Annotated in this window: 22 protein-coding genes and 1 tRNA gene; 5 read left to right on the forward strand and 18 right to left on the reverse strand. The window is 65.8% G+C overall.

What is annotated here, in order from left to right; all coding sequences use genetic code 11:
* Positions 1 to 10 precede the first annotated feature (10 nt).
* The gene (locus IEV62_RS14295; protein WP_229733189.1) at positions 11 to 622 is read left to right on the forward strand and encodes an arylesterase; all 612 of its coding nucleotides are present in this window, start codon (positions 11 to 13) and stop codon (positions 620 to 622) included.
* A gap of 3 nt (positions 623 to 625) precedes the next feature.
* Complete coding sequence (locus tag IEV62_RS14300) at positions 626 to 886, forward strand: hypothetical protein (protein ID WP_188448662.1); 261 nt, start codon at positions 626 to 628, stop codon at positions 884 to 886.
* 5 nt (positions 887 to 891) lie between these two features.
* Here the strand turns inward: IEV62_RS14300 and dinB are convergent, their stop codons facing one another.
* Positions 892 to 1983, reverse strand: a complete 1092-nt coding sequence (gene dinB, locus IEV62_RS14305; RefSeq protein WP_188448664.1) for a DNA polymerase IV — start codon at positions 1981 to 1983, stop codon at positions 892 to 894.
* Between the two features lie 101 nt (positions 1984 to 2084).
* On the opposite strand from dinB, the gene rsgA reads away from it, so the two are divergent.
* On the forward strand, positions 2085 to 3080 hold the full coding sequence (gene rsgA / locus IEV62_RS14310; protein WP_188448666.1) for a ribosome small subunit-dependent GTPase A: 996 nt from the start codon (positions 2085 to 2087) through the stop codon (positions 3078 to 3080).
* Positions 3081 to 3177: 97 nt separating this feature from the next.
* Here the strand turns inward: rsgA and IEV62_RS14315 are convergent, their stop codons facing one another.
* The 10 genes from IEV62_RS14315 to IEV62_RS14360 all read right to left on the reverse strand — a co-directional run bounded on the left by IEV62_RS14315 (position 3178) and on the right by IEV62_RS14360 (position 11410).
* The gene (locus IEV62_RS14315; RefSeq protein WP_188448668.1) at positions 3178 to 4449 is read right to left on the reverse strand and encodes an adenosylmethionine--8-amino-7-oxononanoate transaminase; all 1272 of its coding nucleotides are present in this window, start codon (positions 4447 to 4449) and stop codon (positions 3178 to 3180) included.
* Positions 4446 to 5075, reverse strand: a complete 630-nt coding sequence (gene bioD / locus IEV62_RS14320) for a dethiobiotin synthase (protein ID WP_188448670.1) — start codon at positions 5073 to 5075, stop codon at positions 4446 to 4448. The genes IEV62_RS14315 and bioD overlap by 4 nt, the downstream gene beginning before the upstream one ends.
* Positions 5075 to 6196, reverse strand: coding sequence for an 8-amino-7-oxononanoate synthase (locus IEV62_RS14325; protein ID WP_188448672.1), 1122 nt, complete (start codon positions 6194 to 6196; stop codon positions 5075 to 5077). The genes bioD and IEV62_RS14325 overlap by 1 nt, the downstream gene beginning before the upstream one ends.
* 314 nt (positions 6197 to 6510) lie before the next feature.
* Positions 6511 to 6586, reverse strand: a tRNA-Val gene (locus IEV62_RS14330).
* 80 nt (positions 6587 to 6666) lie between these two features.
* Complete coding sequence (locus tag IEV62_RS14335; RefSeq protein ID WP_188448674.1) at positions 6667 to 7641, reverse strand: hypothetical protein; 975 nt, start codon at positions 7639 to 7641, stop codon at positions 6667 to 6669.
* 190 nt (positions 7642 to 7831) lie between these two features.
* Positions 7832 to 9265, reverse strand: a complete 1434-nt coding sequence (locus IEV62_RS14340; protein ID WP_188448676.1) for an NAD(P)(+) transhydrogenase (Re/Si-specific) subunit beta — start codon at positions 9263 to 9265, stop codon at positions 7832 to 7834.
* A 102-nt stretch (positions 9266 to 9367) separates the two neighbouring features.
* The gene (locus tag IEV62_RS14345) at positions 9368 to 9676 is read right to left on the reverse strand and encodes a proton-translocating transhydrogenase family protein (RefSeq protein ID WP_188448678.1); all 309 of its coding nucleotides are present in this window, start codon (positions 9674 to 9676) and stop codon (positions 9368 to 9370) included.
* Between the two features lie 9 nt (positions 9677 to 9685).
* On the reverse strand, positions 9686 to 10075 hold the full coding sequence (locus IEV62_RS14350; protein ID WP_188448740.1) for an endonuclease domain-containing protein: 390 nt from the start codon (positions 10073 to 10075) through the stop codon (positions 9686 to 9688).
* Between the two features lie 83 nt (positions 10076 to 10158).
* Positions 10159 to 11280 carry an NAD(P) transhydrogenase subunit alpha gene (locus IEV62_RS14355; protein WP_188448679.1) on the reverse strand — a complete coding sequence of 374 codons (1122 nt, stop codon included), beginning with the start codon at positions 11278 to 11280 and terminating at the stop codon, positions 10159 to 10161.
* A 1-nt stretch (position 11281) separates the two neighbouring features.
* On the reverse strand, positions 11282 to 11410 hold the full coding sequence (locus IEV62_RS14360; RefSeq protein WP_188448681.1) for an aa3-type cytochrome c oxidase subunit IV: 129 nt from the start codon (positions 11408 to 11410) through the stop codon (positions 11282 to 11284).
* Between the two features lie 200 nt (positions 11411 to 11610).
* Between IEV62_RS14360 and IEV62_RS14365 the strand changes: the two genes are divergently transcribed.
* The gene (locus IEV62_RS14365; protein ID WP_188448683.1) at positions 11611 to 13035 is read left to right on the forward strand and encodes a sigma-54-dependent transcriptional regulator; all 1425 of its coding nucleotides are present in this window, start codon (positions 11611 to 11613) and stop codon (positions 13033 to 13035) included.
* 105 nt (positions 13036 to 13140) lie between these two features.
* Here the strand turns inward: IEV62_RS14365 and folP are convergent, their stop codons facing one another.
* The 6 genes from folP to glmM all read right to left on the reverse strand — a co-directional run bounded on the left by folP (position 13141) and on the right by glmM (position 19465).
* Positions 13141 to 14208 carry a dihydropteroate synthase gene (folP, locus tag IEV62_RS14370; protein WP_188448685.1) on the reverse strand — a complete coding sequence of 356 codons (1068 nt, stop codon included), beginning with the start codon at positions 14206 to 14208 and terminating at the stop codon, positions 13141 to 13143.
* A gap of 171 nt (positions 14209 to 14379) precedes the next feature.
* Positions 14380 to 15522 carry a site-specific DNA-methyltransferase gene (locus IEV62_RS14375; RefSeq protein ID WP_308511165.1) on the reverse strand — a complete coding sequence of 381 codons (1143 nt, stop codon included), beginning with the start codon at positions 15520 to 15522 and terminating at the stop codon, positions 14380 to 14382.
* Positions 15523 to 15678: 156 nt separating this feature from the next.
* Positions 15679 to 16314: a ribonuclease HII gene (rnhB, locus tag IEV62_RS14380; RefSeq protein ID WP_188448687.1), complete on the reverse strand. Its 636-nt coding sequence runs from the start codon at positions 16312 to 16314 to the stop codon at positions 15679 to 15681.
* Entirely contained in the window at positions 16307 to 17593 is a 1287-nt protein-coding gene (locus IEV62_RS14385) for a bifunctional hydroxymethylpyrimidine kinase/phosphomethylpyrimidine kinase (protein ID WP_229733191.1), read from the reverse strand. Before IEV62_RS14385 ends, rnhB begins: the two co-directional genes overlap by 8 nt.
* Before the next feature lie 165 nt (positions 17594 to 17758).
* Complete coding sequence (locus IEV62_RS14390) at positions 17759 to 17983, reverse strand: DUF1272 domain-containing protein (RefSeq protein WP_188448689.1); 225 nt, start codon at positions 17981 to 17983, stop codon at positions 17759 to 17761.
* A gap of 141 nt (positions 17984 to 18124) precedes the next feature.
* Positions 18125 to 19465 carry a phosphoglucosamine mutase gene (gene glmM, locus IEV62_RS14395; RefSeq protein ID WP_188448691.1) on the reverse strand — a complete coding sequence of 447 codons (1341 nt, stop codon included), beginning with the start codon at positions 19463 to 19465 and terminating at the stop codon, positions 18125 to 18127.
* Between the two features lie 72 nt (positions 19466 to 19537).
* Here glmM and IEV62_RS14400 point away from each other — a divergent pair, with 72 nt between their 5' ends.
* Positions 19538 to 20827 (forward strand): dicarboxylate/amino acid:cation symporter, encoded by a 1290-nt coding sequence (locus tag IEV62_RS14400; RefSeq protein ID WP_188448692.1) that lies wholly within the window; start codon positions 19538 to 19540, stop codon positions 20825 to 20827.
* Here IEV62_RS14400 and IEV62_RS14405 read toward each other — a convergent pair.
* Positions 20818 to 21513, reverse strand: coding sequence for an NnrU family protein (locus tag IEV62_RS14405; protein WP_188448694.1), 696 nt, complete (start codon positions 21511 to 21513; stop codon positions 20818 to 20820). The two genes, IEV62_RS14400 and IEV62_RS14405, sit on opposite strands and share 10 nt — an antisense overlap.
* Positions 21514 to 21520: the final 7 nt, after the last annotated feature.

Below are 21520 nucleotides of genomic sequence, written 5' to 3' on the forward strand. Positions count from 1 at the left end.
TGTCCATCTCGTGCTGCTGTTCTTTGTCGTAATTTCCCCCGCTGCCGACGCGGCACCGCGCGCACCGTTGATCTGGGCGTTCGGCGATAGTTTAACCGCGGGCTATGGCTTGCCGCCCGCCGCCGGATTCACCGCGCGGTTACAGGTGGCGCTGCGAAAAGCCGGTGTCGCCGCAACGGTTCGCAACGGTGGGGTATCAGGGGACACCGCCGCGCAGGCGCGCGCGCGGCTGCGCTGGGGCTTGCGCGGGCTTGGTGCGACGCCCGATCTGGTGATCGTCGAACTCGGCGCGAACGACATGCTGCGCGGGCTTCCCGTGCCGCAGGCTAAGGCCAATCTCGATGCGATCCTGACCGAATTGCACAACCGGCGCATCCCGGTACTGCTCGCGGGGATGCGCGCCGCGCCCAATCTCGGGGCCGATTATGTCCGCGCGTTTGACGGCATGTACCCGGCGCTCGCCAAGAAGCATCAGGTCGCGCGCTATCCCTTCTTCCTCGATGGCGTCGCGGGCAACCGGCGGTTGCTCCAGAGCGATGGCCTGCATCCCAATCCGCGCGGCGTCGATATCATCGTCGCGCGCCTGCTACCGAGCCTACGGCAAGCGTTGCAGGGCCGATAGTCCGTGGAACTCGACGACCAATTCCGCAGCTATTTCGGCACGAGCGACCTCGCCACGCTGACCCCGGCGGCGCTCGCGGCGGGGACCGAACATATGCGCGTCGCCTTCGGGCTGGAAAAGGACCGCAATCGCCGCTTTGCGTTATGGACGCTGATGCACATGCTCGGCGTCGCGCCGGATCTCGACGTTGCCTTTGCCGCGCCCGAGGATCGCGACGCCGCCCGCCGCTTCATGGAAATCACCGAGCGCGCCGACCAAGTCTGACCGCGCTACGCCGATGCCGCTTCGAACAGCTGCGGTTCGTCCACTGTCGACGCGGCATGCTCGAAGTTCGACACCGTCACCCCGACAAGCCGGATCGCCTTCTCCGCCGGCAGCACCGATCGAATCAGCTCGAGGCTGACATCGCGCAGCTCGGCATAAGACGCGATCGGCTCGGCCCTGCTGCGGCTGCGGGTGATTTGACGGAAATCGGCATATTTGACCTTCACTGTCGCGGTCCGGCCAAACGCCTGCCGCGTCTCGCACCAGCCCCACACATCGTCGACCATCCGCAGCACGCCCGCCTCGATCGCCGCATTTTCCGTCAAATCCGCGCGGAAGGTCGTCTCCGATCCCGATGATTTGCGCACGCGATCAGGGTTGACCGGCCGGTGATCCTGCCCGCGTGCAATCGCATAATACCATTCCGCCGAACTGCCGAAGTGGCGCTGCAGGAAATCGAGCGGCTTGGCGCGGAGATCGCCGCCGGTTTCGATGCCGAGCCGCTGCATCTTCGCCGCCGTCACCGGCCCCACCCCGTGAAACCGCGACACCGGCAGCGTCTGGACCCACGCTTCGCCCATGTCGGGTGTCACCGCGAACTGCCCATTGGGCTTGCGATGGTCCGATGCGAGCTTTGCCAGAAACTTGTTGTACGATATGCCCGCAGAAGCGGTCAGCCCGGTTTCCGCCAGGATGCGCGCGCGGATTTCCTTGGCGGTCAGCCAGGCCGTCGCGATCCCGCGCCGGTTCGCGGTGACGTCCAGATACGCCTCGTCGAGCGACAGCGGCTGGATGAGATCGGTATAATCGGCAAAGATCGCGTGGATTTGCTGCGAAACGGCGCGGTACACCTCGAAGCGTGGCCGCACGAACACCAGATCGGGGCAGCGCCTGAGCGCGGTGACCGAGGGGAGCGCGGACTTCACCCCGAAGGTGCGCGCCTCGTAACTCGCCGCCGCCACCACCCCGCGCGCGGCACCATGCCCGACCGCAACGGGCTTGCCGCGCAAGGTCGGATCGTCGCGCTGCTCCACCGAGGCGAAGAACGCGTCCATGTCGACGTGAAGGACCTTCCTGACGGGGGAGTCGGCAAGCATGGGTTGGCCCTAGCACGACGTGAACATAGAAAGAACAGCGATCGACCACGTTATCCTTGGTTAGGATGTTGCGCCCGATCATGGTAGCGCCGCATCGCGCCATGACATTGACCGACGAGACGTTGCACGAACTGGGCTGGACCGCCTTTTTCAGCAACCAGCTTTCCCAGGAGGAAACGCAAGCCTGTCACCCCGTCCGGGTGATGACGGTGCATCGCGGCCAGATTACGGTCGCAGGCGCGGGCGCGCCCTTTTCGGTTTCGCCATACATCCCCGGCGCTACGCCCACCGACGACCATCCGACCGTCGGCGACTGGCTGCTGGTCGACGCCGCCACGCAGCAGCCGACGCGCGTGCTGCGGCGGCGCAACCTGTTCAAGCGGCGCGCGCCGGGCGATCCGCGCCGCGAGCAAATGATCGCCGCCAATATCGACACGCTCTTCATCGTCGCCTCGTGCAATCAGGATTTCAGCGTCGCCCGGCTCGAGCGCTATCTGGTGCTCGCGCGCGAAGTCGGGGTGGACCCTGTCGTGGTCCTGACCAAGACCGACTTGACCGACACGCCGCAAGATTTCGCCGCGGCGGTGCGCGCGATCGAACCCGACTTGCGGGTGGAACTGGTCGATGGCCGCGATCCCGCCAGCGCGGCCGGCCTCGCGGCCTATTGCGGCACCGGCCAGACCGTCGCGCTGCTGGGCTCCTCGGGCGTCGGCAAGTCGACGCTGGTCAATACGTTGCGTGGGTCAGACAGCATCGCGACCCAGGCGATCCGCGAAAGCGATGATACCGGGCGCCACACCACCACGGCGCGCGCCATGCACCGGCTCGCCGGTGGCGGCTGGCTGCTCGACACGCCGGGCATGCGCGAACTGCAACTATCAGACGCAACCGCTGGTATCGCGGAGGTTTTCGATGATTTTGTCGAAATCGCGCAGCGCTGCCGTTTCTCGGACTGTGCGCATGGCGGCGAACCCGGCTGCGCGATACGCGCCGCGATCGACGCGGGCGTGCTGACGGTCGAGCGATTCGATCGCTGGCGCCGATTGGCCGCCGAGGACAGCCCCATGCCCGCCTATCACGGAAAACGCCGCCGGTAACTTGACCAGAACACAGGGCACCGGCTTGGGCGACAATGCTCGTTTTCGCCGGAGACCGTTGTCGACCGACGAACCCTCACGCGATGACGAACGGCGCCTATGGTCGGTGGTCGCCGTCGATCACGCTAACGCATTCGGCGATGCCGTCGTACAAACGGTCGAGGTCGGCGTCCTGAATACAATAGGGTGGCATGACGTAGATCGTTGTGCCGAGCGGTCGAAGCAACAGATCCCGGTCGAGGAAATGGGCGAGCAGCCGTGGTGCCAGCTGCGAGAGGTAGCCGCTGCGCGATGGATCCGGCAGGTCGATTGCTGTGATCGTACCGAGCTGTCGCGCGTTTGTGATGAAGGGAAGTTCCGCAAGCTTCGCCAGTTTTTGCTGCTGACGCGCCGCAAGATCAGCGATCCGCTCCAGCACCGGTTCTTCGCGCCATATCGCGAGATTGGCGTTGGCAGCGGCGCACGCGATCGGGTTGGCGGTGTAGCTCGACGAATGATAAAACATGCGGGCGCGGTCATCCGACAGATGCGCTGCATAAATCTCCTCGGTCGCCATCGTCACGGCGAGCGGCACGGCACCACCCGTGAGGCCCTTTGACAGACAAAGGATATCGGGTACCACGTCCGCTTGCGCGCATGCCAGCAATGTACCGGTGCGGCCCCAGCCGGTCATCACTTCGTCCGCAATGAACAAGACGCCGTGGCGCGCACAGATCGCGCGCATTTCGGCGAGGACCCATGCCGGGTATAGCAACATGCCGCCGGCCCCCAGGATCAGCGGCTCGACGATCAATGCAGCGGGCGCATCGCGGCACGCACGCTCCAAGGCTTCGAGCGTCCGCTGTTCGGCGCCCGCTGACGGGAACGGCACGGTGCCGACATCGAACAGCAACGGCGCATAGGCCTGATTGAACACACCGCGTGCGCCCACCGACATCGCGCCGATCGTATCGCCATGATAGCTGTTCTGCAGCACCAGAATGCGATCGCGGGGCGCCCCGCGATTGCTCCAATAACCAAGCGCCATCTTGAGCGCGACCTCGACGCTGGTCGAACCCGAATCGGAAAAAAACACGCGGGACAGCGCCGACGGCATGATCGCGACCAGGCCGCGCGCCAGTGTTTCGGCCGGCTCGTGCGTCCATCCTGCGAAGATGATCTGATCAAGCTTGGCGGTCTGCGCGGCGATCGCGGCCATGATCCGCGGGTGACAATGGCCGTGCGTCGTGACCCACCAGGACGATATCCCGTCGACGATGCGCCGGCCGTCATCGGTGAAGAGCGCGGCGCCTTCGGCATGGGTCACAAGCGGGATCGCTTCGTCCAGGCCGTGCTGCGTGAAGGGATGCCAGATGGGCGATGGAATCATCGGAAATCATCCAGATCAAACTGCGCTGCGAACATGGCAGCAAGCGTGGGCGCATCGAGCGGATCGATCAGCGGCAGGCGGCCGAGCCGTCTGACCCCGCCAATCCGCGCGATCGTCGCCTCGCTGTCAGCTTGCTCTTCCCCGATGAACGCGATGCCATGAACGGGCACGGCGCGCTGTCGCAGCGCCTCAATCGACAACAGGCTGTGGTTGATCGTGCCCAGCGTCGTGCGCGCGACCAGCACCACCGGAACCGCCCACCGCGCGAACAGATCGGCGAACAGCAAATCGTGCGTGATCGGCACCAGCACGCCGCCCGCGCCTTCGACCACCAGCGGACCAGCGTGGTGCGGCAGCAGCAGACGATCGAGCTCGATCGTCACCCCGTCGATGGCGGCAGCGCGGTGCGGGGAGCACGGCGTGGCCAGGCGATACGCCTCGGGCACGATCTTCTCGGGCGAAAGGCCGGAGAGCGTCGCCACGGTTTGTGCATCGCTGCGGGGATCGGTCCCGGCTTGCACCGGCTTCCAGTAGTTCGCACCGAGCGCCCCGGCGAGGGCGGCGGCGAACACGGTTTTCCCGACATCGGTGTCGGTTCCGGTGACGACGAACGTCAGCCCGCGCATCAGACCAAGCTCGCCATCGTCGTGGCGAGCGCCGCGATGTCCGCCTCGGTGACGTTCAGCGTGAGCGAGATACGCAACCGCGCCGTCCCCACGGGCACTGTCGGCGGACGGATGCCGCGTACGTCGAAGCCAGCGTCCTGCAAAGCTTCGGCCAGCCGCATCGTCGCCACATCGTCGCCGATCAGCAGCGGGAGGATCTGCGATCCGGTCGGAACGACCCCGCAGGGTGCGAGCGACCGTTCGGCAAACGCGACCAACGCCATCAGTTGAGACCGCCGCGCGGGCTCGTCGGTGAGAATGCGCAGGCTCTCGCGCACTGCGCTCGCGATCAACGGCGAGGGTGCCGTCGAAAAGATGAAACCGCGCGCCCGATTGACCAGGAAGTCGCGCGCGACCCGCGGGCCGCACAGCAAAGCGCCTTCGCAGCCCAGGGCCTTGCCGCAGGTATGCAGGGAAATAACATTCTCGCGATCTTCAAGCTCGGCCGCCAGCCCGCGTCCGTGCTCCCCGAAAACGCCGGTCGCATGAGCCTCATCGACCAGCACAATCGCGTCATGACGACGCGCCACCGCCATCACATCGGTGAGCGGCGCGCGATCGCCATCCATGCTGTAGAGGCTTTCGACCGCAATCCAGGCGCGCCCCGTCGCCCCGCCGGACCGCCACGCTGCGATCGTCGTGTCGATGGCGTCAACGTCGTTATGCGCGGCGGCGGTGCACGTCGCGCGGCCAAGCCGCATGCCCTCATGCGCGCTGGCATGGATCAGCGCGTCGTAAACCACGAGGTCACCGCGCTGCGGCAGCGTCGAAAACAACGCGCTATTGGCGGCGTAACCACTTGAGAAAAACAGTGCCGCCTCACTACCGAAAAACGCTGCCGCCTCCGCTTCCAGCGCGTCATGCTCGGGATCGTTGCCGCGCAACAACCGCGACCCGCCGGAGCCAAGCGCCACCCCGCGCGACAGAGCTTCCTGAACGGCGGCGCGCAGTCGCGCCGACTTGGCGAGACCGAGATAATCATTGGAAGCGAAATCGCGCCCAACGCGGGGCTGCAGAGCACGCAATCGGCCGCGTGCGCGCAAGTCCGTCAAATCTTCGCTTTGGGCGCACAATGGCATCATGCGGCGCGGTATAACCACGCCCGCCGGCAATGCACACCAGCGATGTCGTCGTCTCTTTGCAGTCGCTTGATCCACGCGAAAAGGTGGAAGCCGCCGCGTCGCCAGCTGCGTTGGTGCCGTCAGCGGGCGCGAAATTTCCCGCAATGATGGGCTAGAAAGCGCCCTGGTTGGCCAATCCGCCAAACCCTTATTCGGGGCTAGCCTCGGCTGCGTCCATGGCACGACCCGGCAGGCGATCGCGCATGCGATTCCTGGTCAGAGCTACCGGACTTTGCATGGATGCAAACGCTGTGGCATCGCTCAAACGGAAGAAATGGTGGGCGATGACGGGCTCGAACCGCCGACATTCTCGGTGTAAACGAGACGCTCTACCAACTGAGCTAATCGCCCCTCTTTCGGGAGCCCGCGTCTTAGCGTGCTTTTCAAATCGGGCAAGCCTGCACGTCACCCAGCCGCAACCGCCCCGCTGGCTAAGCGATCGCCATCCCGCTTCGCCCCACCGCGGCGACGTAATTGCGCATACCAAGACTCGCCCGGTCGGACAGGCCGAGGAAAGCGCGACGGCGATCAAACGGATCGGGCTGGCGCTCGAACAGGCCGGCCTCGGTCATCCGTGCAATCCAGCGTAGCGCCGTGGTCGGCGCGAGCGCGGCAGCGATGCACAGGCTCGATACCGAGACTTGCGCGCGCTCCAGCTCGGCCGCGAACAGATCGAGCATCATATCCCAGGCCGGATCCTCGAACAGGCCGTTCCCGAAATATTGATCGCGCAAGCGCCGCGCACGGATCGTTTCGCGAATGTCGCGAGCGGTCACCTCCGCCGCATCCGAGGCAGGCGGCGGCGCGCGATAGCCCTGGATCGGTTCACCGACCCCGCCGTTGCGACGATCGACGCGGCGGGTGTCGCCGTCGCCGCGCGTGAGCCGCGCCAGCGTCTCGGCGATCCGTGCGACTTCCTGGTTGAGACGCTGCAAGCGCACCGCCTCGGCGTTGCGGCTGACGTCGTGGACGCGGTCGCCGCTGCGTAAGCCCGCAAGGCACAACGCCGCGACCCGTTCGACATCGCTCGGCGCGCACAGCAATTCGATTCCGGGTCCGCACAAGCTCGCGGCCAGCACATCAATCTGTTCGAAATCGAGCGTCACCACGATCCGCGTATCGCCCTGCCGCCCGATCGCATCGAGCAGCGGCAGCACGGGGGTGAGCGCGGCGTCGCTGGCCCCGCGCGCTTCAGCGAGAACCACTGCCAACGGGCCCTGTCGTTCGAGTCGTTCTCTGGCGTCGTGCCAGCTGACCCGACCCCGAACATGACCGCCCGCCGCCGTGACGGCATGCTCGGGGAAATATCCCGCTTCGGCGTCCGCGATGACGAGCGTTGCCGGCGTCGCGTCCGAGGGAGCGCTACCCCAGCCTTGTATTGCCTCGCCGATACCGCTGTCCATCATGGCATCCCCTTCGGTCGACCAGCCAATGGCCCGACGCGAACATGGAAATTACGCATTGCACCAAATCGGGGTAGTCGAACTGTCGCCGCTTTGGTGGCAATCTGCTCCACCGTTCCGAGCTCTGTCGCAGTTTCGTTCGAAACGGAGATAGTTGCCGTGCGTATCATGCGTAGCGCACGCCGACGCTGCGTCAGTCGAGCGACTTCACAATCTCTTCGACCATCTTCTTGGCGTCGCCGAGCAGCATCATCGTATTATCCATATAGAACACGTCGTTATCGACCCCGGCATAGCCGACCCCGCCCATCGAGCGCTTGATGAACAGCACGGTCTTGGCCTTTTCGACGTCGAGCACGGGCATGCCGTAGATCGGTGAGGTCTTGTCGGTCTTGGCGGCTGGATTAGTCACGTCGTTTGCGCCGATCACGAAAGCAATGTCGGTCTGCGCGAATTCCGAGTTGATGTCTTCCAGCTCGAACACGTCGTCATATGGCACGTTCGCTTCGGCGAGCAGGACGTTCATGTGCCCCGGCATGCGCCCGGCGACGGGGTGGATCGCGTATTTCACGCGCACGCCGTGTGCCTTCAGTTTGTCGCCCATTTCGCGCAGCGTGTGCTGCGCCTGGCTGACCGCCATGCCGTAGCCGGGGACGATGATGACCTGTTCGGCTTGTCCCAGCAGGAAGGCCGCGTCCTCGGCGCTGCCACGCTTCCACGGGCGTTGTTCCTTGGCTTCACCACTCGCTGCCGCGCTGTCGCCGCCGAAGCCGCCCGCGATCACCGAGATGAAGCTGCGGTTCATCGCCTTGCACATGATGTAGCTGAGGATCGCGCCCGACGACCCGACCAGCGCGCCGGTGATGATCATCGCGGTGTTGTGCAGCGTGAAACCCATCGCCGCCGCCGCCCAGCCCGAATAGGAATTGAGCATCGACACCACGACGGGCATATCCGCGCCGCCGATCGGGATGATCAGCAGGAAGCCGATCGCAAAAGAGAGGATCGTGACGGTCCAGAAGATCCACGGACTCTGGTCCTGCGTGAAATAGGCGATCAGCCCGAGGATCGCCGCGAGCACGCCGAGATTGATGACGTGACGGCCGGGCAGCATGATCGGCTTGCCGCCCATATTGCCGTTGAGTTTCAAGAACGCGATGACCGAGCCGCTGAACGTGATCGCGCCGATCGCGATGCCCAAGCCCATTTCGATGCGGGACTGCACGAAGATCACGCCATTCTCGGCGATGCCGAAGGCTTGCGGATTGAGAAACGCCGCTGCCGCCACGAGCACCGCCGCCATGCCGACGAGCGAGTGGAACGCCGCGACGAGCTGCGGCATGTCGGTCATCGCGATCTTCCGCGCGGTGACGATGCCGATCGCGGCACCGATGCCGATCGCGGCGAGGATTTCGACGATCGTGACGGCATCGAGCGCGCCCGCATCGAGCGTCGGCACATGCGTTACCAGGGTCGTCACCACCGCGATGGTCATGCCGATGATGCCCATCCGGTTGCCGCGCTGGCTCGTCGCCGGGCTCGACAGGCCGCGCAACGCCAGGATGAAGCACACCCCCGCGACGAGATACGCCAGCGAAGCGAAGGGATTGACCGTTAAATGTTCCACTTGTCTTCCCCTAATCGTCGTCACCCCGGACTTGGTCCGGGGTCCCGCTGTCGCCCACGCTCGAAAAAGCGAGACCCCGGCTCAAGGCCGGGGTGACGCTCGTTACTTCGCCGCTGCGGGCTTTTCCTTCTTCTTATACATTGCCAGCATCCGCGCCGTCACCGCAAAGCCGCCGAAGATATTGATGCTCGCCAGCACCACCGCGAGCAGCCCGAGCCATTTCGACACGGCACCGCCGCTGCCGAGCGCAACCGCTGCGCTCGCAATCAGCGCGCCGACGATGATGACGCTCGAAATCGCATTGGTCACCGCCATCAACGGCGTGTGCAACGCGGGCGTGACCGACCACACCACATAATAACCGACGAAGCACGCCATCACGAAGATGGAAAGGATCGAGATGAAGTCCATGGTCTTTCCTTAATCCTCCCCGGCACGGGGAGGGGGACCATCCGAAGGATGGTGGAGGGGGCGGGCTACGTGCGCGACGATCGCATCTGCCGCCGCGTCCGGGTCTTTCAGAATGCGCTGCGCCGCAACGTGCACGACGCGAAAGCCATTTTGCGCGATGAAGGCATCGCGCGATGTATCGCGCTCTGGCCGGTCGGCGCAGCTATGCGCTTCGCCATCGATCTCGGTAACCGTTTTGAGGGCCGCGCAGTAGAAATCCACAACGTACGGGCCGATCGGATGCTGACGGCGGAACTTGAGGCCAGCTTGCTTGCCGCGCAAGCGCTGCCACAGGAGCGCTTCGGGCAAGCTCAGATCGCGGCGGAGTTTGCGCGCGGTCGCGACTTCCGGACGGAGCATTTGCCGCACGCCCCCTCCACCGTTCGCTGAATGCTCACGGTCCCCCTCCCCGTTCCGGGGAGGATTGGAGAGCGCGCTCTCAATCACCCTAGCAACCGCGCGTTCACGACCTTGCCACCCTGTGTCAGCCGGATCGCATCGCCGATTTCGGCGTCGAGCACCGGTTTGCCTGATTCCTTGTCCCAGAAGGCGCTGAGAAAATTGAACAAGTTCCGCGAGAACAACGCCGAGGCATCCGCCGCCAGCCGCGAGGGCACGTTGCGGTGCCCCACGATCGACACGCCGTTCACCACGACTGTCTCGCCCGCAACCGCGCCTTCGACATTGCCGCCCGCCTCGACGGCGAGATCGACGATCACCGAGCCCGGCCGCATGCTCGCCACTTGCGCCGCCGAGATGAGGCGCGGGGCGGGACGGCCGGGGATCAGCGCGGTCGTGATGACGATGTCCTGCTTGGCGATATGCCCCGAGACCAGCTCGGCCTGCGCCGCCTGATATTCGGGGCTCATCTCACCGGCATAGCCACCCGAGCCTTCGCCTTCGATGCCCTTGACGTTCTCGACGAAGATCGGCTTCGCGCCGAGCGACTGGATCTGTTCCTTGGTGGCCGAGCGCACGTCGGTCGCTGAAACCTGCGCACCCAAGCGCCGCGCGGTGGCGATTGCCTGAAGCCCGGCGACACCCACGCCCATCACGAACACGCGCGCGGCCGAAACCGTGCCCGCCGCGGTCATCATCATCGGAAAGGCGCGGCCATAGGTGGCGGCGGCATCGAGCACCGCCTTGTAGCCGGACAGATTCGACTGTGACGACAGGATATCCATCGATTGCGCGCGCGTGATGCGCGGCATGAATTCCATCGCCAGCGCCTCGAGGCCCGCTGCGGCATAACCCTCGATCCGCGCACGATCGGCAAACGGATTGAGCGACGCCACCAGCCACGCACCCGGCGCGACACCGGCCAACGCCGCCGCATCCGGCCCTTGCACGCCCAGCACGATGTCCGCGCCCGCCAGCGTCGCGGCGCGATCCGCCACGCTCGCGCCAGCAGCGGCATAATCGGCATCGGCGATCGAGGCGGTCCCGCCCGCGCCTGCCTCGACCGCAACGGTCGCGCCCAGCGCGATGAATTTTTTCGCCGTTTCGGGTGTCGCGGCGACGCGGCGCTCGCCCTCGGCGGTTTCGCGCAGGACGGCGATCTTCATCCTACTTCCGCGTGATCACGAAGATCACCGCCGCGGCGATCACCGCCACGATAATCGCGCCATATTTCATCCAGCCAATCACCTTGTGATAGGTTGCCTGGTGGACCTGCATGTCGTTTTCGGCAGCCATCGTTTCGTCCCTCGAATGCGTTTCGCGTCGCCTGCTTAGCGGCCACGTGCGCGCCCCTCAACCCCCTCGGTTCGCGTAGCGGTTATCGGGGAGTCATCACGGAGTCACGTCCCACCTGTCTCTTTGCGGGGCGTTTAAGGCCGTTTTCATACCTTATGCCTATGGTTAGCGGCTGAACCTGGGACGAAATGGGGTACCGCATGACGCGCAACGGACAGCGCCTGCTGATGCTGATCGACGACGAACCCGCGCAACGCCGCCTCGTCGCGGCGATCGCGGCGCGGCGCGGCTGGCGCGCGATCTTCGCCGCCGATGGCGAAATGGCGATTGCGATGCTCGGCACGCAAGACGGGATGCAGCTCGACGCTGTCCTGCTCGACCAATGGGCGCCGGATGCCGATCCGACCGTGCTGATCGCCGAACTGCGCAGCCGTCGCCCGGCGCTGCCGCTTTTGCTGCTGACTGCCAATGGTTCGGTCGCGCAAGCCGTCTCCGCAATGCGCAGCGGGGCGACCGATTTCCTGGTCAAGCCGCTCGCCCCGGAACGGCTGCTCAGCGCGCTCGATGCCGCAGTGGCGGGCAAATCCGCCGGCGAATTGCGGCCGCTGACCGAGAAAATCCCGGCCTTGCTCGCGTTCGACGAGATCGTCGGCTCGGCACCCGAGTTCCGCTCAGCGCTCGCCATCGCCGCCAAGGCGGCGCGCGCGCGCGTGCCGGTGCTGCTCGAAGGCGAAAGCGGCGTCGGCAAGGAAGTCGTCGCCGAGGCGATCCACGCCGCCTCCCCGCGCGGCAAGAAGGCGATGGTCGCGGTGAATTGCGGCGCGCTGCCGCCCAATCTGGTCGAATCCGAACTGTTCGGGCATGAGAAAGGCGCGTTCACCGGCGCGTTCGAACGCAAGATCGGGCGCTTTCAGGAGGCTGATGGCGGGACGCTCTTTCTCGACGAGATCGGCGAAATGCCACTGGAGGCGCAAGTCAAATTGCTGCGCGTGCTGCAATCGGGCGAGATTCAGCCGATCGGCGCACGCCACACCAAGGAAGTCGATGTCCGCGTCATCGCCGCCACCAACAAGCGGCTGATCGAAGAGGTCGAGGCCGGGCGGTTCCGCGAGGATCTCTATTACCGGCTCAACGTCGTGCAGGTCACCATTCCGCCGCTGCGCGAACGCACCGGCGATATCCCAGCGCTCGCGCGGCATTTGCTGGCACGGATCGCGCAGCAACCGGGGCTGCGGCCGCTCGGCATCACCGACGATGCGCTCGCTTTGCTTGGCCATTATGATTGGCCGGGGAACGTGCGCCAGTTGCAGAACGCGCTCTTCCGCGCGGCCGTGCTGTGCGATGGCGCGGCACTGACCCGCACCGATTTCCCGCAGATCGCCGCCCTTGGCGGACAGCGCCATACCACGCCGACGCCCATGCCGATGGCGACCAGCGGCGGGGTGACGCTGTTCCATGCCGACGGCAATTTGCGCGCGCTGGAGGAGATCGAAGCCGATGTCATCCGCCTCGCGATCGGCCATTATCGCGGCCGGATGACGGAGGTTGCGCGGCGGCTCGGGATCGGGCGCTCGACGCTGTATCGCAAGCTTGGCGAATTGGGGATCGACAACGCCGCGGCGTAGCGCAGGCGCGGCAACGTCCGCGCCGGTGCGCAAGGCGCAGCGCAAGCCCGGACGGCGGACGGCCTAGCCGATCCGACCGACGACGGCTTTGCCGACGTCGCGCCTCTACCGCCCAACCAAAGCGCGGTCGCGCAAGCCACGCCACACGCGCACCGCCTGTACCGTCTCCGCGACATCGTGGACGCGGAGCATCTGGGCGCCCGAAGCAATCCCAGCCATCGCCAGCGCAATCGACCCGCCGAGCCGCTCGCCGACCGGGGCCTCGTTCGACAGCGCGCCGATCATCCGCTTGCGGCTCGCGCCGAGCAGGATCGGGCAGCCGAGTCCGTGGAACAGCGCCAATCCGTTGATGAGCGCGAGATTGTCCGACAGCGATTTGCCGAAGCCGATGCCGGGATCAACGATGATCCGGGCCCGATCGACCCCGCCTGCGACCACTGCCGCAATGCGGTCCGCGAGCCAGTCGAACACCTCGACCACGACATCCTGATAGCCCGTACCACCATGCGGCCCCTTGCTCGGCTCGGGCGAGTGCATCAGCACGACCGGGCAGCCCGCCTTTGCCACCACCGCGAGCGCGCGATCGTCCCATAGCAACGCCGAGACGTCGTTGACGATCGCTGCCCCCGCCCCCAGCGCCGCCTCCATTACGCTCGCCTTGCGCGTGTCGATCGAGACGAGCGTGCCGCTGCGCGCGAGCCGTTCGATCACGGGCACGACGCGGGTGATCTCGTCGCCTTCCCACACGGTCGCCGCGTTTGGCCTGGTCGATTCGCCGCCGACATCGATCAGCGCGGCACCCGCCGCCGCCAGCGCGACGCCGGCACTCGCCGCCGAAGCCGGATCGTCGTGCAATGCTCCGCCGTCAGAGAAGCTGTCGGGCGTCACGTTGAGGATGCCCGCAACGCTCGGCTGGTCGAAGCGGAGCGTGCGCGCGCCCAGCACCAGCGGCGCACGTGGCGCGGTGATGGCGGCGTGGAGCTTCGCTGCGCGCTCATCCGAGAGCAGTGCGTCGAGGTCGTCGATCGCGACGGTGCGTCGCCGGTCGTCCTCGATCACCTCATAGGCGGAGAACCACAGCATTCCCCCGGCGAGTCGCGCGACCGCTCCGTCGCGACCGATGGGGGTATCGACGAACTGGATCGGGCGGAGATGGAGCGAGGTCGTGCTCATGCGGCGCATCCGGGAAACAGCAAAGGTACCGAAGGTGCCGCACTGTCGATTTTAGCACGCGGCGAAGCGGTGCCGCGAAACGACGAACTGAGGGAGGAGCTGAGGGCGCGGACGATCATCGCTTTGCTCTGCCAGAAGGCGGGCAAGTAGGACAGAGCGCCCGCGTGCCGGTCAGATTTGCGTAGCCAGCAAATAGGTCTGCCGCAGCGTATCGATCGGCTTCAGCCCATCGGGGGTTTCGTGATGCCAGAAGGTCCAGCCGTTGCACGCCGGGGCGTTCTGCAGCAGCGAACCGAGTTTGTGAATCGACCCCGTCTGCCCGCACACACTCTCAAGGCTGCCATCGGCGCGGACGAGCGCGCGGTGCTTGCGCTTGGCGTCGCACAGCACGCGGCCGGCGGTAAGATAGCCATTCTCGACCAGCACCCCAAACGCGACCTTCGGCGCGGTCTTGGGGCTTTGCATCGTCTTCAGCGCCGATTCGTCGAGCGGCAGGGCGGCGGCGATCCGCTCCTCGGCCGCCGCGATATAGTCCGCCTCGCGCTCGATCCCGATCCAGCGCCGCCCGAGCCGCTTGGCGACCGCGCCGGTCGTGCCGGTGCCGAAAAACGGGTCGAGCACAACGTCGCCGGGCTTGGTGCACGCCAGCAGGATGCGGTAGATCAGCGCCTCGGGCTTTTGCGTCGGATGGACCTTGACCCCGTCCTTCTTCAACCGCTCGGGCCCGCCGCAGACCGGGAACTCCCAGTCGCTGCGCATCTGCAATTCGTCGTTGAGCGTTTTCATGCTGCGATAGTTGAAGGTGTAGCGCGCCTTCTCGCCCATCGACGCCCAAATCAACGTTTCGTGCGCGTTGGTGAAGCGCGTGCCCTTGAAATTGGGCATCGGGTTCGATTTACGCCAGACGATGTCGTTGAGGATCCAATAGCCGAGATCCTGGATCGCCGAGCCGACTTTGAAGATGTTGTGATAGCTGCCGATCACCCAGATTGCGCCATTGTCCTTCAGGATGCGCTTGGCCTCGAACAGCCATTCGCGGGTGAAGCGGTCATAGATTTCGAGGCTGGCGAACTTGTCCCATTCGTCAGTGACGGCATCGACATGGCTGCCGTCGGGGCGCGCCAGATCGCCGCCGAGCTGGAGGTTATAGGGCGGATCGGCGAAGATCAGATCGACCGATTTGGCGGGAAGCGCGCGCATCGTCGCGATGCAGTCGCCGCGCAGGATCTGATCGAGCGGCAGGACGACCGGCAGGGCAAGCGACGGGGCGATAACCGCCGCCTTCGCTGGCCTGATCTTCTCCAAAACGCCCATCGTACCGCCCCCATTCGTCTTCGTGGCGCGCATCCCTGCGAATGTCGGACTCTACGTCAAGCAAACATTGGTTAACGAAAAACCCTGACAAGTGGTTAACCAGGCGGAACATTTCGGGAAGCAAACCAGATGTTGAGTCGGGACTTATCCACAGGCTCAACCAATGGTGTGTGGCGCAAAAGACTCGGTTGCGGCGAAAGCTTCGGCAACGGGCCGGAAACTGCGGCGGTGGAGCGGCGACGGCCCATGTTCGCGCAACGCGCGCAAGTGATCGGGCGAGCCATAGCCCTTGTTGCGGTGCCATCCGTAGTGCGGATGCGCCTCGGCGTGCGCGGCCATGATCGTGTCGCGGGTATGCTTGGCGACGATCGAGGCAGCGGCGATCGACAGGCTGATCGCATCGCCGCCGATGATCGGGGTGGCGGCGAAACTCCATTTGGGCAAGCGGTTGCCATCGACCAGCACATGCCCGACGCGCGCCCCAAGGCAGCGTTCGAGGGCCTCGACCGCCAGCGTCATCGCCTTCATCGTCGCCCAATAGATGTTGAGCGTATCGATTTCGTCGGCCTCGACCACGCCGATCCCGACGCACGCGCGGCTGTGGAGCAGGCCGCACAGCCGCGCGCGTTCGGCGGCGGGCAGTTTCTTCGAATCGTTGAGACCACGCGGGATTCCCTTGGACGGCAGGATCACGGCGGCAGCGACCACGGGCCCGGCGAGCGGACCGCGTCCGGCTTCATCGACGCCGGCGACGGGAGCGAGGCAAAGCTTTTCGTGTTTGAGGTTAGGCATTTGGGAGCCGCCACGGCGGGTAACGCCGGTTCTCGCCCGCTTGATAGAGACAGATCGTGTTGCCCGCCGGATCGGTCAGCCGCGCCTCGCGCCACAGCCATTCCCGCTCGATCGGCAGATGATCGAACACCAGCCCCGCCGCCTGCAACCGCGCGACTTCGGCGTCGAGATCGTTGCATTCGAAGAAGACCGTCGGTGCGGCACCGTGTTCGATCGACAGCGTTGCGCCGCCGGGGGCCTCGAAGCGCGCATAATGATCGGGGCTATCGACGATCTGCTTCAGCCCGAGCGTGCGGTAGAATTCGCGCGATGCGGCATAGTCCGTGCAACCCACCGTCACTTGATTGAGGCGTACTTCCGGCCCGAGATCGAGCCGAACCATCTGGTGCCCCATCGGCCCCTGCCCGCCACCGAGGCCGGGCGCATCGTGCAGCGCAAGGCGGACGAATTGGCGGGCGCGAACGATCGCCGATTTCCAAAGCGTTCCATAGGCCAGATACGTTGCGATGGCCGAGGCCAGCGTACAGCCGGTGCCATGTGACTGATCCGTATCGATGCGGTCATGCCGCCAGCGCGTCCAGTTACCATCGGGCTCCGCCAGCCAATCGACAATTTGATCCCCGGGACCATGCCCGCCTTTGGCAAGAACCGGCGTCCCGACCCGCGCCGCGTAATCGATCGCCGCGAGCTTCACTGCGTCGGGACCAGATGTCAGGCCAGACAAGGTTGCCAGCTCCGCGAGGTTCGGCGTCACCAAGGTTGCGACACTCGCTATCCGTTCGAACGCCGCGATCGTATCGACATCGGCCAGCACATCGCCGCTGGTCGCGACCATCACAGGATCGAAGACGATCGGGAGTGTCCCCGTTTCACTTCTCCGGCGAAGGCCGGGGCCCAGTAGCAAGCCATTGGAAGGTCGGGCGCTGCGCTTCGTTACCTCGACTTGCGTGACTGGGCCCCGGCCTTCGCCGGGGAAGGGCGGGGTGGAGCGATGAACCTCCAGCCAATCCGCCACTGCATGTGCCGTCTCTGCCGACCCCAGCATCCCGATCTTCACCGCATCGACCCCGATATCGGACACGCACGATTCGATTTGCGCGATCACCATCTCGGTCGGCACGGGCATCACCGCCTGAACGCCGAGCGTATTTTGCGCGGTGATCGCGGTGATCGCGGTCATGGCGTGGCCGCCAAGCATCGTGACGGTCTTGATATCGGCCTGGATACCCGCGCCGCCGCCCGAATCGGATCCGGCGATGATGAGGATGCGCGGGGTCATGGGTTCCTGTCCCTGCGGAAGTTTAGGCTAAGTTTAGGCATAAACGCATCGCTGCACGGCGACCCGGTCTGGACGCACGTCGGAGCGGGCGATCGGCTGTGGCGGGCGAAAAGCGTCATCATTAGGCGGCGATCCTGGCACGAAGTGCGCGGTGTAGGACACCCTTCACCTGCGATAGCGCCGCTGCGTGCTGGCGGGATGGCGCAGCAGATTGTCGTCGACCCGCGCGGGCCGGTCCATCAATTCACCGCCGCAATTGGGGCAGCGATCGTCGAGCTTTTCCGCGCAGTCGGCGCAGAAGGTACATTCGAACGAGCAAATGAACGCGCCCGCTTCATCGGCGGGGAGATCGGTGCCGCAGCGTTCGCAATCGGGGCGCATTTCTAGCATCTTTTTTCCTTTCTTCCCCTCTCCCGTTGGGAGAGGGGCAAGCCGCGAAGCGGCGCGGGGTGAGGGTCGGTCGCGGAACCGCCCTGCCCTCACCCTTCCGTCGCTTCGCTCCTCCCTCCCTCTCCCAAAGGGAGAGGGAATTTACCCCGCCGCGACCTTCACCGCGGCGCAAATCCGGTCAACCACCGCCTCGACCTGCGCCGGATCGTCGCCTTCGGCCATCACGCGAATGACCGGTTCAGTGCCCGAGGGACGGATCACCAGGCGGCCCTTACCCTTCAATTCGGCCTCGGCTTCAGCGATCACGGCTTTGACGGCTTCGTCGTCGAGTGGCTTGCCGCCAGCGAAGCGGACATTCTTCAACAGCTGCGGTAGTGGCTCAAAACGGTGGAGCAATTCGCTCGCCGGAGCCCCCGCCCAGACCAGCTCGGCCAGAATTTGCAAGGCGGCAACCAGCCCGTCCCCGGTCGTCGCATAATCCGACAGGATGATGTGGCCGGATTGCTCGCCGCCGACATTATAGCCTTGCGCGCGCATCGCCTCGAGCACGTGGCGATCGCCGACCGCAGTGCGGACCAGCCCGATGCCCTGCGCCGCGAGATGCCGCTCGAGCCCGAGATTCGACATGACGGTGGCGACCAGCCCGCCATTCTTCAGCCGTCCGCTGCGCGCCCAGCCGCTCGCGATCGTCGCCATCAACTGATCGCCGTCGATGATCTGGCCCTTTTCGTCGACCACGATCAAACGGTCGGCATCGCCATCAAGCGCGATGCCGAGTTGCGCGCCGCTCGCCACCACCGTTTCGCACAGCAGACCCGGCGCGGTCGATCCGACGCCGTCATTGATGTTCTTACCGTTCGGTGTGACCCCGATCGCGACGACATCGGCACCCAATTCCCACAAGGCCGTCGGCGCGACGCGGTACGATGCGCCGTTTGCGCAATCGACCACGATGCGCATCCCGTCGAGCCGCAGATCTTCCGGAAAGGTCGATTTGGCGAAGTGGATATAGCGCCCCTGCGCATCGTCGACGCGCCGCGCACGGCCGATTTCGGGCGCGGGCGACAGCGCGATGTCGCTCTCGATCAGCGCCTCGATCGCGGCCTCGTCGGCATCGGACAGCTTATAGCCATCGGGGCCGAACAATTTGATGCCATTGTCGAAATACGGGTTGTGGCTGGCCGAGATCATCACGCCCAAATCGGCACGCATCGATTGCGTCAGCATCGCGACCGCCGGCGTCGGCATCGGCCCGAGCAGCACCACGTCCATCCCGACGCTGGTGAAGCCTGCAACCATCGCCGATTCGAGCATATAACCCGACAGGCGCGTATCCTTGCCGATCACGACGCGATGCTTGTGGTCGCCGCGCCGGAAATGCGCACCCGCCGCCATCCCGACCTGCATCGCCATTGCGGCGGTCATCGGCGCTTTGTTGGTGAGGCCACGAATCCCATCGGTGCCGAAATATTTTCTTGCCATTCGTGCGCGTCCGTTCGGTTATGCCGTGTGGTTTCAGGGGCGTGATAGCGCCGTGCAGCAATAAGGGCGAGTATGTCGCGAAGCTTCAATTCTCCGTCGACCCGGATTCTCGGCGCGCTCGTGCTCGGCTTGCTGCTCGGGGTCGCGCTCGCCGCGTCGAACCCGGGCGCGGTGCCGGGCGTAGTGGGGGTGGCGCAGCCGATCGGCACGGCCTGGCTCAATGCCTTGCAGATGACGGTGATCCCGCTGGTGTTCTCGCTGCTCGTCACCGGCATCGCCGCCACCGCCGAAGCGGCGCGCAGCGGCGCGGTGGCGGCGCGCGCGATCGCGGTGATCCTGACGATCATGGTGGCGAGCGCGGTGGCCGCCGCGATCCTGACGCCGCTGTTTCTGGGGTTTGCGCCGATGCCCGCCGCTTCGGCCGCGGCGTTGCGCGGCGCGCTCGCCGATGTCGCCCCGGCCGGGCCGGTCCCGCCGCTCGGCGAATTCATGGCGGGGATGGTGCCGAGCAACGTTGTCGCCGCCGCCGCCAATGGCGCGTTTTTGTCGCTGATCCTGTTCGCGCTCATCTTCGCGTTCGCGCTCACCCGAATCGACCGCGCAGGGCGCGAGACGCTGACCGGCGTCTTCGCCGCGATCCGCGACACGATGCTGGTGATGATCGGCTGGATCATCTGGATCGCGCCGGTCGGCGTGTTCGCGCTCGCGCTGACGGTGGCGGCGAGAACAGGCACTGCGGCGGTCGGCGCGTTGCTGCATTATATCGTGACGGTGTCGTCGGTCGGCGTGGCGGTCAGCCTGTTCGCGCTGCCGCTGGCGCTGTGGGGCGGGCGCGTCGCATTCGGGCGCTTCCTGCGCGAATCGGCCCCGGCGCTGGCGGTCGCGCTCAGCACCCAATCCTCGCTCGCGAGTCTGCCGGCGATGCTCAAGGGGTCGGAGGCGCTGGGCGTGCCGGTGGCGACCTCGGGCGTGGCGCTGCCGCTGTGCGTCGCGATGCTGCGCGCGACGGGGCCGGCGATGAACCTTGCGGTCGCGATCTATGTCGCGGCGTGGTTCGGCGTGCCGCTGACCTTCGCGACGCTCGGCGCGGCGACCGCGATTGCGGTGCTGACCTCGCTCGGTTCGGTAAGCCTGCCGGGACAAGTCAGCTTCATCAGCGCGATTTCGCCGATTGCGGTGACGCTCGGCGTGCCGCTCGCCCCGCTCGGATTGCTGCTCGCGGTCGAGACGCTGCCCGACATTTTCCGCACGCTCGGCAATGTGATCTTCGACCTGGCGGTAACGGTGACCGTCGCCGCGCGGAGCGACCCGGCGGAGCTTACCGCTGCCGACGCGCTGCTAAGCGAGCCCGCTCAGCCGTAGATCCAGCGCCACACACCCGCCGCCACCCCGGCGATCGGGATATGCGCCCAAGTCCCCGCGAGCCAGATCACCACGCCGCCGGCAATGTCGTGCGGGCGGAACCCGCCGAACTTCGCGCGGCCTTGCGCGATGGCGAGGAACGGCCAGTAGCTCGTCTTCGCCTCCCATGCGCGCCAGCTCTCGCCTTGCAGCGCTTCCTTCTTGGCGTCCTGGAGCCGCGCGCCGACCAGAGCGAGGATGACGATCGCAACCGACACGACGATGTTCGCCGCGATCGGATAGACCGCGATGTGGCACAGCCCCCACAAAGCGAAAGACCACATCATGGGATGCCGCGTGATCGCGAAGACGCCCTTGGCGACCGCAGGCGTCGGCTGCCCCGGCGACCCGGGCAAGGCCGGATTGCCGATCAGCGAACCGACCAGCAGCACGCTCGCCACCAGCATGACCAACGTCACCGGACCCCAGATGCCCTCACCCACCGCCCACAGCGGCGTGGTGGCGGGCGACGCCTGATAGACATGCGCCAGCCAGCCGAGCGTGGCGAAGGCAACGAGCACATACACGCCCATGAACCCGCCCGGTCCGAGCGCCTTTACCAAGGGCGCACGCAAGGGGTGCGACAGCAGGAAATGCGTACCGACGAACGCTGCGGCGGCGATCGCTACCTGAGTCGTGCTGTCCATTTGCGGT

This window comes from Sphingomonas psychrolutea (assembly GCF_014636175.1).
Lineage (GTDB): Bacteria > Pseudomonadota > Alphaproteobacteria > Sphingomonadales > Sphingomonadaceae > Sphingomonas > Sphingomonas psychrolutea.

Excerpts from the sequence above, each read along its gene's own strand:
- glmM (WP_188448691.1), bottom strand. The coding sequence starts at position 19,465 with ATGGCAAGAAAATATTTCGGCACCGATGGGATTCGTGGCCTCACCAAC.
- IEV62_RS14355 (WP_188448679.1), bottom strand. The coding sequence starts at position 11,280 with ATGAAGATCGCCGTCCTGCGCGAAACCGCCGAGGGCGAGCGCCGCGTC.
- IEV62_RS14345 (WP_188448678.1), bottom strand. The coding sequence starts at position 9,676 with ATGGACTTCATCTCGATCCTTTCCATCTTCGTGATGGCGTGCTTCGTC.
- dinB (WP_188448664.1), bottom strand. The coding sequence starts at position 1,983 with ATGCTTGCCGACTCCCCCGTCAGGAAGGTCCTTCACGTCGACATGGAC.
- IEV62_RS14315 (WP_188448668.1), bottom strand. The coding sequence starts at position 4,449 with ATGATTCCATCGCCCATCTGGCATCCCTTCACGCAGCACGGCCTGGAC.
- rsgA (WP_188448666.1), top strand. The coding sequence starts at position 2,085 with ATGACATTGACCGACGAGACGTTGCACGAACTGGGCTGGACCGCCTTT.
- bioD (WP_188448670.1), bottom strand. The coding sequence starts at position 5,075 with ATGCGCGGGCTGACGTTCGTCGTCACCGGAACCGACACCGATGTCGGG.
- IEV62_RS14365 (WP_188448683.1), top strand. The coding sequence starts at position 11,611 with ATGACGCGCAACGGACAGCGCCTGCTGATGCTGATCGACGACGAACCC.
- IEV62_RS14400 (WP_188448692.1), top strand. The coding sequence starts at position 19,538 with ATGTCGCGAAGCTTCAATTCTCCGTCGACCCGGATTCTCGGCGCGCTC.
- IEV62_RS14405 (WP_188448694.1), bottom strand. The coding sequence starts at position 21,513 with ATGGACAGCACGACTCAGGTAGCGATCGCCGCCGCAGCGTTCGTCGGT.
- IEV62_RS14335 (WP_188448674.1), bottom strand. The coding sequence starts at position 7,641 with ATGATGGACAGCGGTATCGGCGAGGCAATACAAGGCTGGGGTAGCGCT.
- IEV62_RS14390 (WP_188448689.1), bottom strand. The coding sequence starts at position 17,983 with ATGCTAGAAATGCGCCCCGATTGCGAACGCTGCGGCACCGATCTCCCC.
- rnhB (WP_188448687.1), bottom strand. The coding sequence starts at position 16,314 with ATGCCTAACCTCAAACACGAAAAGCTTTGCCTCGCTCCCGTCGCCGGC.
- IEV62_RS14350 (WP_188448740.1), bottom strand. The coding sequence starts at position 10,075 with ATGCTCCGTCCGGAAGTCGCGACCGCGCGCAAACTCCGCCGCGATCTG.
- IEV62_RS14360 (WP_188448681.1), bottom strand. The coding sequence starts at position 11,410 with ATGGCTGCCGAAAACGACATGCAGGTCCACCAGGCAACCTATCACAAG.
- IEV62_RS14375 (WP_308511165.1), bottom strand. The coding sequence starts at position 15,522 with ATGGGCGTTTTGGAGAAGATCAGGCCAGCGAAGGCGGCGGTTATCGCC.
- IEV62_RS14325 (WP_188448672.1), bottom strand. The coding sequence starts at position 6,196 with ATGATGCCATTGTGCGCCCAAAGCGAAGATTTGACGGACTTGCGCGCA.
- folP (WP_188448685.1), bottom strand. The coding sequence starts at position 14,208 with ATGAGCACGACCTCGCTCCATCTCCGCCCGATCCAGTTCGTCGATACC.
- IEV62_RS14385 (WP_229733191.1), bottom strand. The coding sequence starts at position 17,593 with ATGACCCCGCGCATCCTCATCATCGCCGGATCCGATTCGGGCGGCGGC.